General features: G+C 60.7%; 12 protein-coding genes. 3 read left to right on the forward strand and 9 right to left on the reverse strand.

What is annotated here, in order from left to right; genetic code table 11:
- Positions 1-109 precede the first annotated feature (109 nt).
- Positions 110-1,885: a glyoxylate carboligase gene (gene gcl, locus HU743_RS23490; protein WP_186551060.1), complete on the reverse strand. Its 1,776-nt coding sequence runs from the start codon at positions 1,883-1,885 to the stop codon at positions 110-112.
- A 268-nt stretch (positions 1,886-2,153) separates the two neighbouring features.
- Here gcl and HU743_RS23495 point away from each other — a divergent pair, with 268 nt between their 5' ends.
- Together HU743_RS23495 and HU743_RS23500 are read left to right on the forward strand one after the other, a co-directional pair.
- On the forward strand, positions 2,154-2,594 hold the full coding sequence (locus tag HU743_RS23495) for a heme-binding protein (RefSeq protein WP_186651499.1): 441 nt from the start codon (positions 2,154-2,156) through the stop codon (positions 2,592-2,594).
- Between the two features lie 211 nt (positions 2,595-2,805).
- Positions 2,806-3,264 carry a transposase gene (locus tag HU743_RS23500; RefSeq protein WP_186651501.1) on the forward strand — a complete coding sequence of 153 codons (459 nt, stop codon included), beginning with the start codon at positions 2,806-2,808 and terminating at the stop codon, positions 3,262-3,264.
- Positions 3,265-3,392: 128 nt separating this feature from the next.
- Here HU743_RS23500 and HU743_RS23505 read toward each other — a convergent pair whose 3' ends face one another.
- Positions 3,393-3,998, reverse strand: coding sequence for a TetR/AcrR family transcriptional regulator (locus HU743_RS23505; RefSeq protein ID WP_186551057.1), 606 nt, complete (start codon positions 3,996-3,998; stop codon positions 3,393-3,395).
- Positions 3,999-4,133: 135 nt separating this feature from the next.
- Here HU743_RS23505 and HU743_RS23510 point away from each other — a divergent pair, with 135 nt between their 5' ends.
- Positions 4,134-5,048 carry a DUF808 domain-containing protein gene (locus tag HU743_RS23510; protein WP_186651503.1) on the forward strand — a complete coding sequence of 305 codons (915 nt, stop codon included), beginning with the start codon at positions 4,134-4,136 and terminating at the stop codon, positions 5,046-5,048.
- Positions 5,049-5,092: 44 nt separating this feature from the next.
- On the opposite strand, the gene HU743_RS23515 is transcribed toward HU743_RS23510, so the two are convergent.
- From HU743_RS23515 to HU743_RS23545, 7 genes are all read right to left on the reverse strand, one after another.
- Positions 5,093-6,022 (reverse strand): PfkB family carbohydrate kinase, encoded by a 930-nt coding sequence (locus tag HU743_RS23515; RefSeq protein ID WP_186651505.1) that lies wholly within the window; start codon positions 6,020-6,022, stop codon positions 5,093-5,095.
- The gene (locus HU743_RS23520) at positions 6,015-7,481 is read right to left on the reverse strand and encodes a cytosine permease (protein ID WP_186651507.1); all 1,467 of its coding nucleotides are present in this window, start codon (positions 7,479-7,481) and stop codon (positions 6,015-6,017) included. Before HU743_RS23520 ends, HU743_RS23515 begins: the two co-directional genes overlap by 8 nt.
- A gap of 226 nt (positions 7,482-7,707) precedes the next feature.
- A complete protein-coding gene (locus tag HU743_RS23525) occupies positions 7,708-8,706 on the reverse strand; it encodes an ADP-ribosylglycohydrolase family protein (RefSeq protein WP_186651509.1) in 999 nt (332 codons plus the stop codon).
- On the reverse strand, positions 8,703-9,416 hold the full coding sequence (locus tag HU743_RS23530) for a GntR family transcriptional regulator (RefSeq protein WP_186651511.1): 714 nt from the start codon (positions 9,414-9,416) through the stop codon (positions 8,703-8,705). Before HU743_RS23530 ends, HU743_RS23525 begins: the two co-directional genes overlap by 4 nt.
- Positions 9,417-9,681: 265 nt before the next feature.
- Positions 9,682-10,650 carry an L-arabinose ABC transporter permease AraH gene (gene araH / locus HU743_RS23535; protein ID WP_186546985.1) on the reverse strand — a complete coding sequence of 323 codons (969 nt, stop codon included), beginning with the start codon at positions 10,648-10,650 and terminating at the stop codon, positions 9,682-9,684.
- 12 nt (positions 10,651-10,662) lie between these two features.
- Complete coding sequence (gene araG / locus HU743_RS23540) at positions 10,663-12,207, reverse strand: L-arabinose ABC transporter ATP-binding protein AraG (RefSeq protein WP_186633243.1); 1,545 nt, start codon at positions 12,205-12,207, stop codon at positions 10,663-10,665.
- A gap of 53 nt (positions 12,208-12,260) precedes the next feature.
- Positions 12,261-13,265, reverse strand: a complete 1,005-nt coding sequence (locus HU743_RS23545; RefSeq protein WP_186546983.1) for a substrate-binding domain-containing protein — start codon at positions 13,263-13,265, stop codon at positions 12,261-12,263.
- Positions 13,266-13,408 lie beyond the last annotated feature (143 nt).

A 13,408-nucleotide genomic window follows, 5' to 3' on the forward strand; every position in this document is an offset into this window, starting at 1 on the left:
GCTCCCGCTGGGCTGCGTAGCAGACCCACGATTCTGGGCCGCTTCGCGCCCCGGCGGGAGCAAGCTCCCTCGCCACATGGCTCGCTCCCACAGAAAGAGCAGTCAGCAGTCAGTCAAGCAACGAAATCGCCGTCGGCGCATCGTTGCCGACCAGTGCCAGGTCTTCAAACTCGTTGACCGCATTGATCTCGGTGCCCATGGAGATGTTGGTCACACGCTCCAGAATGATCTCGACGATCACCGGCACCTTGAACTCTTCGATCATCTGTTCAGCCTTGCGCAGGGCAGGGGCGATTTCTGATGGTTCGAATACACGCAGCGCTTTACAGCCGAGGCCTTCGGCAACCGCGACGTGGTCGACACCGTAACCGTTGAGTTCCGGCGCGTTCAGGTTATCGAAGGACAGCTGCACGCAGTAGTCCATTTCGAACCCGCGCTGTGCCTGACGGATCAGGCCCAGGTACGAGTTGTTCACCACGACGTGGATATACGGCAGTTTGAACTGAGCGCCGACCGCCAGTTCTTCGATCATGAACTGGAAATCATAGTCCCCCGACAGGGCCACGACTTTGCGGTTCGGATCGGCCTTGACCACGCCCAGCGCCGCCGGAATGGTCCAGCCCAACGGGCCGGCCTGGCCACAGTTGATCCAGTGACGCGGTTTGTAGACATGCAGGAACTGCGCGCCGGCAATCTGCGACAGACCAATGGTGCTGACGTAGCAGGTGTCCTTGCCGAACACCTGATTCATTTCTTCGTATACGCGCTGCGGCTTGACCGGCACGTTGTCGAAGTGGGTCTTGCGATGCAGGCTGGCCTTGCGCTGCTGGCAATCCTGCAGCCACGCACTGCGGTTCTTCAGCTTGCCGGCGGCTTGCCATTCACGGGCGACTTCGATGAACACCGTCAGCGCGGCGGCTGCGTCGGAAACAATGCCCAGGTCCGGGGTGAACACGCGGCCGATTTGCGTGCCTTCGATGTCGACGTGAATGAACTTGCGACCTTCGGTGTAAACGTCGACCGAGCCGGTGTGACGGTTGGCCCAACGGTTGCCGATGCCCAGCACCACGTCGGATTTGAGCATCGTCGCGTTGCCGTAACGGTGCGACGTCTGCAAACCGACCATGCCGACCATCAACGGATGATCATCAGGAATGGTGCCCCAGCCCATCAGGGTCGGGATGACCGGGATGCCGGTCAGCTCGGCGAACTCGACCAGCAGATCGCTGGCATCGGCGTTGATGATGCCGCCACCGGCAACCAGCAGTGGACGCTCGGCCTGATCCAGTAACGCCAGGGCTTTCTCGACCTGCACGCGGGTCGCAGTCGGTTTGGCCAGTGGCAGCGGCTGATAGGCGTCGATGTCGAATTCGATTTCGGCCATCTGCACGTCGAACGGCAGATCGATCAGCACCGGGCCTGGGCGGCCGGAGCGCATTTCATAAAAAGCTTTCTGGAACGCGTAAGGCACCTGGCCCGGTTCGAGAACGGTGGTTGCCCACTTGGTGACTGGCTTGACGATGCTGGTGATGTCGACCGCCTGAAAGTCTTCCTTGTGCATACGGGCGCGGGGTGCCTGGCCGGTAATGCAGAGGATTGGAATCGAGTCGGCCGAGGCGCTGTAGAGCCCGGTGACCATGTCGGTACCGGCCGGGCCGGATGTACCGATGCACACGCCGATGTTGCCGGCCTTGGTGCGGGTGTAGCCCTCGGCCATGTGCGAGGCGCCTTCAACGTGGCGAGCAAGGACGTGATCGATGCCACCGACCTTCTGCAGGGCGGAGTACAGCGGGTTGATCGCTGCGCCCGGGATGCCAAAAGCGGTATCAACCCCTTCACGGCGCATCACCAGAACGGCGGCTTCGATTGCTCTCATTTTGCTCATGGTTTTGTGCCTCTTTACGTTTTGTAATTGTATACAAGTGGCTTTGCGCAGAGTGTATTCACGGCGGACGGCGCAGGTCAATCCATTTTCTCAAGCGTCTGTTTCATTCGTCGGAAGCCCACTTTGCTGTGGCTTTTCGTCGCACGTGGCGCTTTTAGAGAATTATTGTATACAAAAACATATCTCATTGTGTTCTATTTGTTTTATCGGACTGCGGCACAAACGCGCAGTCCCACGACTTTCCCTATAACAAAATGAGGACGGCACCATGAGCGCTTTAACCTTGAAAGTCGCAGTCAACCTGGTCAGCGAAGCCATCAGCGCAGGGCGCGGCATCAACGCCGCGCCGCTGACCATCGCGGTACTCGATACCGGCGGCCACCTGATCGCCCTGCAGCGCGAAGACGGCGCCAGCCTGTTGCGCCCCGATATCGCCATCGGCAAAGCCTGGGGCGCCATCGCCTTGGGCAAAGGCTCGCGCCTGCTCGCCCAAGACGCACAACAACGCCCGGCGTTTTTTTCTTCGTTGAACAGCATGGGGCAGGGCAGCGTCGTCCCGGCACCGGGTGGCGTGTTGATTCGAAATCAGGCGGGTGAAGTGCTCGGCGCGATCGGGATCAGTGGGGATTTGTCGGATGTGGATGAGCAAGTGGCGATCAGGGCGGTTGAAGCGCTGGATTTGAGGGCGGATGGCGGGGTGGTTTCCTGATCTCTGGTGCTTGATCGATAGTCATCGCTGGCAAGCCAGCTCCCACAAGTTTTTGTGTTGAACAATTATGTATGCACGACACAAATCCCTGTGGGAGCTGGCTTGCCAGCGATGGCGGTCTGGCTGACACATCAAGAAAAAAGACTGCCGCGATGTAGTTGGCTTTGAGGTCTAGCCTTCCATCTGAACACATCATGAAAGGGGCAATGGATTGCCTGATTTTCCTGCTTCACATCGCTTGCGTATCGGCCGCTATGCAGAGCCGAATCGAATTTATCTTCTCACCACCAACACACTTGGTCGCGAGCCGGTATTTGCTGATTTCGCTTTGGGCAGACTGGTCGTTGCGCAATTTCGTCGTGCGCATGACCTGGGGTTGGCGAAATCATTGGCATGGGTTGTCATGCCTGACCATTTTCATTGGCTCGTTGAGCTTGAAAACTGCTCTCTCTGCAAGCTGATGCGAGAAACCAAATCACTGAGTACGCGCGAGGTTAATCTTTCCAGTGGTAGAACCGGGCCGCTTTGGCAGCAGGGTTATCATGACCGTGCGCTGAGGAGGGAAGAAAATCTGGAGAAAATGGCGCGTTATATCGTGGCTAACCCGTTACGGGCTGGCTTGGTAGGGACGGTTGGCGACTATCCGCTTTGGGACACCATTTGGTTTTGACATGAAGCCGAGTTGCCCCCATCGCTGGCAAGCCAGCTCCCACAGGGGTCTATGCTGTCTGCCGAAGCCTATTTCAACCCATGAATCGGTGGGAGCTGGCTTGCCAGCGATAGCATCGCTACGGTCTTTCAGTCCGGCTCACACCCCTTCAACACCAACCGGATAATCGTCTGCGCCGCCGCCTCATAATCGGCTTCATCGAGCTTGTCTTTGCCGGTCACTGCAGAAATCTGCCAGTCGAAGTCGGCGTAGGTCTGGGTCGCGGCCCAGATGCTGAACATCAGGTGGTTGGGGTCGATCGGGGCGATCTGGCCGCGGTCGATCCAGCTCTGGATGCAATCGATGTTGTGCTTGGCCTGGGCGTTGAGTTGTTCGACCAGATCGGCGCTCAGGTGTGGGGCGCCGTGCATGATTTCGCTGGCGAACACCTTGGAGGCGAAGGGCAGGTCGCGGGAGATGCGGATTTTCGAGCGGATGTAGCCGCTCAGCACCTCGCTCGGCACGCCGTCCGGGTTGAACGGCGTCGAGGCCTGCAAAATCGGCTCGATGATGCTTTCCAGCACCTCGCGGTAGAGGTTTTCCTTGGACTTGAAGTAGTAGTAGACGTTGGGCTTGGGCAATCCCGCCTTGGCGGCGATGTCGCTGGTTTTGGTCGCCGCGAAGCCCTTGTCGGCAAACTCTTCGCTGGCGGCGCGCAGGATCAGTTCTTTGTTACGCTCGCGGATTGTGCTCATAAACCCGGTGATTCCTTGCCTGTTCTGGCGGTGGCGCATGGTAGCACCGGCCTTGAGCGACGCTCAACAATGCAGCCTGTGGCCGGCGGTCGCGTTATGCTTGGCAACATTCATACACAGAAGGAAACAGGATTCATGGCAGGAAGCAGTTTGCTGGTGCTGATCGATGACATCGCCACCGTTCTGGATGACGTTGCATTGATGACTAAAATGGCTGCGAAGAAGACCGCCGGCGTGCTCGGTGACGATCTGGCGCTCAATGCCCAGCAAGTCTCCGGTGTGCGTGCCGAGCGGGAAATTCCCGTAGTCTGGGCAGTGGCCAAGGGCTCGTTCGTCAACAAACTGATCCTGGTGCCGTCGGCGCTGGCGATCAGTGCGTTCGTGCCATGGCTGGTGACGCCGCTGTTGATGGTCGGTGGTGCATACTTGTGCTTCGAGGGTTTCGAAAAACTCGCGCACAAATTCCTGCACAGCAAAGAGGAAGACGAAGCCGGGCATGCGCAGTTGACCGAAGCCGTCGCCGACCCGGCCACCGATCTGGTCGCTTTTGAGAAAGACAAGATCAAGGGCGCGGTTCGCACAGACTTCATCCTCTCGGCAGAAATTATTGCCATCACCCTCGGCACAGTGGCGGATGCCTCACTGACCCAGCAAGTGGTGGTGATGTCCGGCATCGCCCTCGTCATGACTGTGGGCGTTTACGGTCTGGTGGCGGGCATCGTCAAACTCGACGACCTGGGCCTGTGGCTGACCCAGAAGCCTGGGCAAATGGCAAAAAAAATCGGCAGCGGCATCCTCAGCGCAGCGCCATACATGATGAAAACCCTGTCGGTGGTCGGTACGGCGGCGATGTTTCTGGTCGGCGGCGGCATCCTCACCCACGGCGTGCCGGTGGTGCATCACTGGATTGAAGGCGTTGGCGCGGCGGCGGGCAGTGCCGGATTTGCGGTGCCGATGCTGCTCAATGGCGTGGCGGGGATTATTGCCGGGGCGGCGGTGTTGGCGGTGGTCTCCGTTGTCGGCAAGATCTGGCGCGCAATAAAAGGCTGAACACGAACCCCTGTAGGAGTGAGCCTGCTCGCGATAGCTAATGATCAGCCAGCGCAGGACTCGCGGATAAATGCATCCACCTCAGCCGCCCCCGGCGCAGTCGCCGGCCCCCAGCGCGTCACGGCCAGCGCCGCCGCGGCATTCGCCCGCCGCGCCGCTTCCGGTGCATCCAGCCCCTGCGCCAATCCCGCAATAAATACCCCGGCATGAGCATCGCCAGCCCCGTTACTGTCCACCGCGTGCACGGCAAAACCCGGCACGTGGCGACGCTCGCCGGCCTGATGAATCCAGCAGCCTTGCGGCCCGTCGCGCACCACCATCAGCACGTTGGCCGGCAGATGCCCGGCGAGACGATCCAGCGCCACAGCGATGTCCTCGGCACCGGTAAAACGCAGCGCCTCGACGCTGTTGCTGGTCCACACATCGATGCGCGGCAGCAGCGCCTGCATCAGCGGCGAATCCGGCGATTCCACCAACGGCCCGGGATCGAATACCACGTGAACCGTTGCCGGCAATGCCTGCGTCCAGTCGAGCAAGGCCTGGGCCTTGCCGGCGTGGAGCAAGCTGTAACCGCTGAGATAAACGTAGTCGCCGGCCTCGGCAGCGACGCTGTTCAGATCCTCCTCGGTGACCTCGCCTTCTGCGCCGATGTACGAAATGAAACTGCGCTCGGCCGACGCATCGGTCAGCGCCACACACAGACCGGTATCGCGCAGCGCCGGTTTACGGATGCCGATGCGAATGCCTTCGGCGTTCATCGCCTGGCGCGCCAGGTCGCCGAAACGCCCGCTGCCGTGGCGCCCCAGATAAACCACCGGCAAGCCATTGCGCGCCGCCGCCGCCATCACATTGAACCCGCCACCCGCTTCGAATCCGGCCGACTGCGCCAGTACATCACCGCCGATTTGCGGCAGTTTTTCCACGGCCATGACCAGGTCGATGATGACCTGGCCGGTGTGCAACAGCTTAGGCATGGGCATTCTCGGTTGGCGCGGCGCGGCGATCCTTCGCCCCGCCGAGGAGGAAGTAAATGCCACCGGCCACAACGAAGGTCACGATCCAGCCGAGGCCGTTATGGCCCAGCCACGAGTCGGACAGAAAGCCCTTGAACCAGACGTTCTCGGAGGTGGTGCCGATGGTGGTGAAGCTGAACCCCAGCACGATGGCAATGGCCCAGGCGCCGAATGCACGCCACTCGATGCCACCGCTGTACCAGTATGCGCTGCGAGGACTGACGTCGAGCAGGTCTTGCGGACTGTAGTAATGACGGTGAATCAGATCGACCACGAAGATCCCGACCCATGCGGTGATGGGCACGGCCAGTAGGGAAATGAAGGTGATGAACGGGCCGTAAAAGCTGTCAGCGATCAGCATGAAGTAGATCGAACCGGCGAAGATCGCGACGATGTCGACCACCACCGCGTAGACGCGCTTGACCTTGAGGCCAAGGGTCAGCGTGGTCAGGCCGGCCGAGTACACCGACAGGTTGTTCGACAGCAGCAGACCGCCGAACGCGGTGATCAGGTACGGCACGGCCATCCACGCCGGCAACATGTCGCGTATGGCCACGATCGGGTCAGTCGCTGACGCCAGGTCGTTGTTGCCCACCGAGAGCAAGCCGCCGAGGGTGATCAGCAGCACCAGCGGAATGCCTGCGCCGAACGCTGCCGACGCCACCAGCCGCGCGGCTTTGACGCTGCGGTGCTGATAGCGCGACATGTCCGCGCCGGCATTGGCCCAGCCGATCCCGGTGCCGGCGGCCATGGTGCCGATGCCGATGATCATCGCGCTCAGCGGCGCCGGCGTGGCGTTGAACACTGCGCTCCAGTCGATGGTTGCGCAGAGAAAACCGCCGACCAGAATGTTCAGCGCGCCGAACACGTAGGTCGCCCATTTCTGGATTACCAGCAAGGTCGCGTGGCCAAGGCCGGACACCGCTAACGTCAGCAGCACGAAAAACGCGATGAAGAGCAGTGTCAGCAAGGGCGCGCTTTTGGCCTCCACCGGCGAGCCGAGCAGCATGGAACACAGCGACAGCAGCACAAACGCCGCCGTGGTGGTGTTGACGGTTTCCCAGCCCAGCCGCGACATCAGCGAGACCAGTGTCGGGCCGATGTTGCCGCGTACCCCGAAGATCGCGCGGGACAGCGTCAGGCTTGGTGCGCGGCCACGACGGCCGGCGATGGAGATGATCCCGACCACGGCAAACGAACCGGCCGCGCCGAGAATGGCGACGATGATCGCCTGCCAGATCGCCAGACCGCGAAACGCCACCAGCGTCGCCCCCAACGGCAGGCCGAGAATGGAAATATTGGCGGCGAACCAGACCCAGAACAGCTGCAGCGGATGGCCGTTGCACTCGGCTTCCGGCACGGGCTCGATGCCGCGGGTTTCCAGCTGCCCGACGCTTTGCCCGGTGGTTGTTGAACTCATGAACGTGCTCCTGTTTGCCTTTATTGTGGTTGTGGCAATGATGCAAAACGACATGACCATTGGCCTTCCGAGGCCTGTCTGTGCGATCCATTGCGGGTGGATATTCAAGATTTGCGGTGCGCCTATCGCTGGCAAGCCAGCTCCCACAGGGATCAGGGTGTACACAAATGTGTGTTCACAGCAAAAACCTGTGGGAGCTGGCTTGCCAGCGATGGCGTCAGTTCAATTAGCGCAAGACCAACAGCCCCTGCACCAACGGTCCCAGCTCCAAATGATTAACGGCCTTGACCGTCTCGATCATCTCGACAGGCCAACACTCAAGCCCCAGACAGGCACCGAGCATCGCCCCGAGAATCGCCGCGATGGTATCCGTGTCGCCCCCCAGACTGGCGGCCATGCACAGCGCTTCGAATGCGCTCATCTCACCAATGGCCACTTGTTGGGCCAGCGCGAATGAAACCACCACCGACTCCTGCGACGCCACCGACGTGCCAATCACGTCGTAGAGCAGGTCGGCAAGCAATGCCTTATCGCTGTCGACGCTGATGCTGCGCGCCCAACTGATCCGGGATGCGATGCGCCCACCGGCCACCCAGTGTCCGTGGGCTTCGGCTTGTTGGGCAATGTGTTGCCCGAGGTTCAACGCCTCGCGCAGGTCGACGCCATTGATACCAGCGGACACCACCGCCGCCACCGCCGCCGCACTGGAAATCCCCAGTGTGGTGTTGTGGGTCACCTGACAGGCCTGCACCACGGCGGCGATAAAGCGTTCGGGATCAGCGACATTCGCCGCAATGCCGACCGGGGTAATCCGCATCGCCGCGCCGTTGGTGGTGCCATAGCGCCCGGCTTCTTCGGGCGAATGGCCGGCGAGGATCATTTCAATGGCGCGTTTGGTCGAGGGGCCGAGCAAATCCTGCGAGCCTTTGGCCTGCATCTCGGCTTCCCATTCGATCAAGCGCTGGGCGAGGATGGCCGGCTCGATGCGGCCCTGGCCTTCGACCAGCAACTCGCCAACCAGGATTGCCTGTTCGGTGTCGTCGGTGATCGAGCCTTTGGGCATGTTCGCAGCGATCGGTTGCAGCGGTCCGGCGTCCTGCAGATCGGTGATCTGGCCAAAACGGCTTTTGATGGTTTCGCGGTCCAGCGATTGGGTCGGCATGCCTAGCGCATCCCCTAGGGCCAGACCGTAGAAAGCGCCAAGCGCACGGTTGAGCGTGGTCATCGCGATTCTCCAAATTGCAGGTGCAGACGAAAATGCACCGGGTCGAGCAGGCTTTCGACCTGCTCCATGAAACGGTTCTGCCGGTCGTACGTGGTGCGCAGGGCTTTGAGAAACACCGTGCCGACCGGACGGCCGAGCAGTTCGGCGTCTTCGCTGTTCAGCGGCTCGGCGCCGATCCACTGATCGCCGCGCTCGCCGATGTAGCCGTAGGCGGCCAGGGTGATGGTCAGGGAATTGTCGATCAGACCGACGCGCGGCAGGCTTTCCAGGCCGCCGTTGGCCGGCATCAATGCACGTTCCAGAGACACCAGCGTACCGTCGGTGGCGCGCCGGCGACGGTCGAGGGTGATGAATTGATCGGTGCCGAACCGCACCAGCAGATCCGGACGGGTCACGGCTTCGAGGCGCAACACTTCAGTATTGATCAGCGCCCCGCTGTCGGCCAGCGCCTGCGCCCAGCCGCTGCGCTGATCGAGGGCAACACCGTCGTAGGTGACGATCGAGCCAACCCCGCTTTGCGTGGCGATGTAATTGCGCCGCTTCAGTTCGGCCAGCGCTTCGCGCAGCGTGCCACGGCTGACCTGGAATTCTTGAGCCAACTGGTGTTCGCCGGGCAACAGAAAGCCGTCCTCCATCAGGCCGCTTTCGATGCGTCGAACGAGCTCGTCGACCACCCTTTTTTTCTTGTCAAATCGTACCTGTCTAATCATGTACAAATTGATAACCGAAACGGCGGGCGGCGGGCAAGGGATATTTAACGGGGATGACAGAAGGCAATCGATAACTGTGGCGAGGGAGCTTGCTCCCGCTGGGCTGCGAAGCAGCCCTGAATCCAGTCAATACGGTGCGCCTGACACACCGCATAAGCCCGAATCACGACTGCTGCGCAGCCGAGCGGGAGCAAGCTCCCTCGCCACAATAGCTCTCCGAGCGGGAGCAAGCTCCCTCGCCACAATGGCTTTCCAGAATAAGAGATCAGCGTTGTTTCAAGCGGTCAATGACGACGGCCAAAAGCAAGATCGAACCCCGAATCACATACTGATAAAACGTATCAATGTTCTTCAGGTTCATCGCATTCTCGATGATCGCCAGAATCAACACCCCGGCAATCACATGGCGGATCATGCCGATGCCGCCGCTCAGCGACACCCCGCCCAATACGCAGGCAGAAATCACCGTCAGCTCAAAACCCTGGCCAATCATTGGCTGCCCGGAAGTCATCCGCGACGCCAGGATCACGCCAGCCAGCGCACCAATCACGCCGTGCACGGCGAAGATGATGATCTTGGTCCGGTCAACGTTCACGCCTGCCAACAGCGCCGCTTCCTGGTTGCCACCAATGGCCATGGTGTTGCGCCCGTAGGTGGTGTAATTCAGCAGCCATCCGAAGAACAGGAAGCAGACGATGGTGATCAGGATCGGCACCGGCACACCGAACAACTGGCCGTTACCGAACACGAAGAACGACTCCTGCGACACGCCCACCGCTTTGCCGTTGGCAAAAATGTAGGCAAGGCCACGAACAATCTGCATCGTCGCCAACGTGGTGATCAATGCGTTGACTCGCAACTTGGCAATCACGATACCGTTGATCAGCCCGACGATCAGGCCCATCACCAGCGCTGCGCTGACACCGAGGAACACGCTGTTGGTGTCGCGCATGACCACCGCCGCGACCACGCCGGCACAGGCAATCACCGAGCCGACCGACAGGTCGAAGTGCCCGGACGCCAGGCAATAGAGCATGGTGCACGCGGCGATGCCGGTGGTGGAAATCGCCAGGCCCAGACCGCGCATGTTCAGGGGCGAGAGGAAGTTATCGATCAGCAGCGTACAGGCGACAAAGATGCCGACGGCCGCGAGCAGCATGACCCAGTCATCGAGAAAGCGGCGCAGATCCAGGGGTTTGCGCGCGGTCGGCAGGGTTTCGTTTTGGGTTGTCATCATAGTCACCTCTCAGTTCGCCACGCCGTCAGCGCGGTGGCGCGGCAAAGCCAGTTGCAGCAGGTTGGATTCATTGGCCTGGTCACGGCTGACTTCGCCGCGCAAGGCGCCTTCGCACAGCACCAGGATGCGGTCGGAAATGCCCATCACTTCCATCAGGTCGCTGGACACCACAATCACCGAAATACCGTCGGCGGCGAGGTTGTGAATGATCTGGTAGATCTCCGCCTTGGCGCCGATGTCGATACCACGGGTCGGTTCGTCGAGCAGCAGCACCTTCATCGGCATCGACAGCCAGCGGCCCAGAATGGCCTTTTGTTGGTTGCCGCCGGAAAGGAATTTGATCTGCTGCCCGGCGTGCGGGGTTTTCACTTTCAGGGCCTTGATCTGCTTGTCGGCATTGTCCTTTTCCCACAAGCCACGGATCAGACAGCCCAGGCTCGAATGCGCACCGCGGGCGCTGATGTTGATGTTCTCGGCAACGCTGGCCAGCGGGATGATGCCTTCCTTCTTGCGATCCTCCGGGCACAGCAGAATCCCCGCGGCAATCGCATCGCGCGGTGAGCGCAACGTCAGTTCGTGGCCGCGCAGTTCAAGGCGTCCGGCAGTGTGGCGCTCCAGGCCGCTGAGCAAACGAAACAGCTCGGTACGCCCTGCCCCGACCAGCCCGAACAGACCAAGGATTTCGCCCTTGTGCGCTTCGAAACTGATCGGCTCGCGCAGGCCCGGGCCGAGCAGCCCATCAACTTTCAGCGCCACGGCGCCGCGTGGGCGGTGGCGATAATCGTAGATGTCCTGAATGTCACGCCCGACCATGCACGTCACCAGTTGATCGTGGGTCAACTGGCTCATGTCGTCGAAGGTGCGCACGTAGCGGCCGTCCTTGAACACCGTGACGGCGTCGCAGATGCGGAACACTTCTTCCATGCGATGGGAAACGTAGAGCACGACTTTGCCTTCGTCGCGCAGGCGGCCGATGATCGCCATCAAGCGGTCAATTTCGCGGGCCGAAAGGCTGCTGGTCGGCTCGTCGAAAGCGATGACATGGGCGCCACGGGACAACGCCTTGGCGATTTCCACCAACTGCCGCTGGCCGAGCGACAAGCGTCCGACTTTGGTCTGCGGGTCGATTTCATCGGCCAGGCCTTTGAGGCAACTCAAGGCTTGCTGACGCAATACGCCGCGATTGATCAGGCCGAAACTGGCCGGCAGATGGCCAAGAAACAGATTCTCGGCCACGGTCATTTCCGGAACCAGATGCAGCTCCTGGTGAATCACCGCGACGCCACTGCCAATGCTGTCGGCGGTGGACTTGAACGCCATCGTCTGCTCGCCGATCTGCAGTTCGCCGCTGCTGGGAATATAGGCGCCACCCAGGATCTTCAGCAGGGTCGATTTGCCCGCGCCGTTCTCGCCCATCAAGGCATGAACCTGCCCGGGATGAGCGACGAAGCTGATGCCGTCGAGCGCTTTTACGCCGGGAAAGCTTTTGCCGATCCCGTTAAAACGCAGGCTGCCACTGGCGCTGTGTTGTTGTGTCTGTACTTGCGCGTGCATAAAGCCACCTCTTCACACCGAAAAACGGCCCGGCTGCCCGGGCCGTCGCTGGCTCAGTTCCACAAGCCGATTTTTTCCAGCTCTTGCTTGAAGTTCTCGCGGGTGATCAGGGTGACGTCATCCATGGCGGTGTACTTCGGCGGTTCTTTGCCGGTGGTGACCCACTCGTACATCATCTCGGCGGTCTTGTAGCCTTCGATGTGCGGGCTTGGCAGCATCGAACCGAAGAAGCCGCTGTTGGGCTTTTTCAATTCGCCGATGGCGTCGGTACCGTTGATGCCGATGCCGATCACATTGGCGGCGGCAAAACCGGCGGCTTCGGTGGCGCGCACGCCGCCAAGCACGGTGTTGTCGTTCATGCCGCCAATGATCAGGTTTTTTGCCGCGCTCGGCAGCTTCACCAACGCCGAGTTGGTGGCGTCCATGCTGCCCGGCACGTCAAGGGTTTTCAGCGCGGCGAAGAGGATGTGGTCCGCAGGCATTCCGGCCTTCTTCAGGGCATCGACCGAACCGTCGGTGCGCTTCTTGCCGGTGTCGAGTTCGTTGTAGGTGTTGACGACCGCGTAGGTGTCTTTCCAGTCCCAGTTACGCTTTTTCGCTTCCGCAGCCATGGCGGCGCCCTGCTTCTGACCGACTTCGAATGCGGCCATGCCCAGGTACGGCACGTCTTCCATGAACTTGCCGTTGGCATCGACGAAACGGTCGTCCACGGCAATCACTTTCAGGTCGTTGAGTTTGGCTTTGGCCATGATGGCCGGGCCGAGGGACACATCCGGCGGGCAGATCACGAAGCCCTTGGCGCCGTTGGCCGCCAGACTGTCGATCGCCGAGAGGGTTTTCTCGCCATCCGGCACGGCGATCTTGATCAGCTCAAAGCCCTTGTCCTTGGCGGCTTTTTCGGCAAAAGCCCACTCGGTCTGGAACCACGGTTCTTCGGCCTGCTTGACCAGAAAACCGATCTTCACCGCATCGGCGGCGAGCAGCGCACTGCTCAGGCTGAACGCAGTGACCGCCAGGGCAGTGCTGCACAGGGTACGAATCCCGAAACGACGTTTCATCAGATGACTCCTTGTTATTTTTTTTGAGCAAATTTAACAGCTTGTGGCGAGGGAGCTTGCTCCCGCTGGGCTGCGAAGCGGCCCTAAAACCGGTTACCTCGGTCAATCAGACACACCGCGTGGCCCGAACTTACGACTGCTGC

It is taken from the genome of Pseudomonas sp. SWRI99 (assembly GCF_014270125.1).
Taxonomy (GTDB): domain Bacteria; phylum Pseudomonadota; class Gammaproteobacteria; order Pseudomonadales; family Pseudomonadaceae; genus Aquipseudomonas; species Aquipseudomonas hamedanensis.

Bases quoted from the DNA above. Each gene is read 5' to 3' on its own strand.
- gcl (WP_186551060.1), bottom strand. From the start codon at position 1,885: ATGAGCAAAATGAGAGCAATCGAAGCCGCCGTTCTGGTGATGCGCCGT.
- HU743_RS23495 (WP_186651499.1), top strand. From the start codon at position 2,154: ATGAGCGCTTTAACCTTGAAAGTCGCAGTCAACCTGGTCAGCGAAGCC.
- HU743_RS23505 (WP_186551057.1), bottom strand. From the start codon at position 3,998: ATGAGCACAATCCGCGAGCGTAACAAAGAACTGATCCTGCGCGCCGCC.
- HU743_RS23510 (WP_186651503.1), top strand. From the start codon at position 4,134: ATGGCAGGAAGCAGTTTGCTGGTGCTGATCGATGACATCGCCACCGTT.
- HU743_RS23515 (WP_186651505.1), bottom strand. From the start codon at position 6,022: ATGCCTAAGCTGTTGCACACCGGCCAGGTCATCATCGACCTGGTCATG.
- HU743_RS23520 (WP_186651507.1), bottom strand. From the start codon at position 7,481: ATGAGTTCAACAACCACCGGGCAAAGCGTCGGGCAGCTGGAAACCCGC.
- HU743_RS23525 (WP_186651509.1), bottom strand. From the start codon at position 8,706: ATGACCACGCTCAACCGTGCGCTTGGCGCTTTCTACGGTCTGGCCCTA.
- HU743_RS23530 (WP_186651511.1), bottom strand. From the start codon at position 9,416: ATGATTAGACAGGTACGATTTGACAAGAAAAAAAGGGTGGTCGACGAG.
- araH (WP_186546985.1), bottom strand. From the start codon at position 10,650: ATGACAACCCAAAACGAAACCCTGCCGACCGCGCGCAAACCCCTGGAT.
- araG (WP_186633243.1), bottom strand. From the start codon at position 12,207: ATGCACGCGCAAGTACAGACACAACAACACAGCGCCAGTGGCAGCCTG.
- HU743_RS23545 (WP_186546983.1), bottom strand. From the start codon at position 13,265: ATGAAACGTCGTTTCGGGATTCGTACCCTGTGCAGCACTGCCCTGGCG.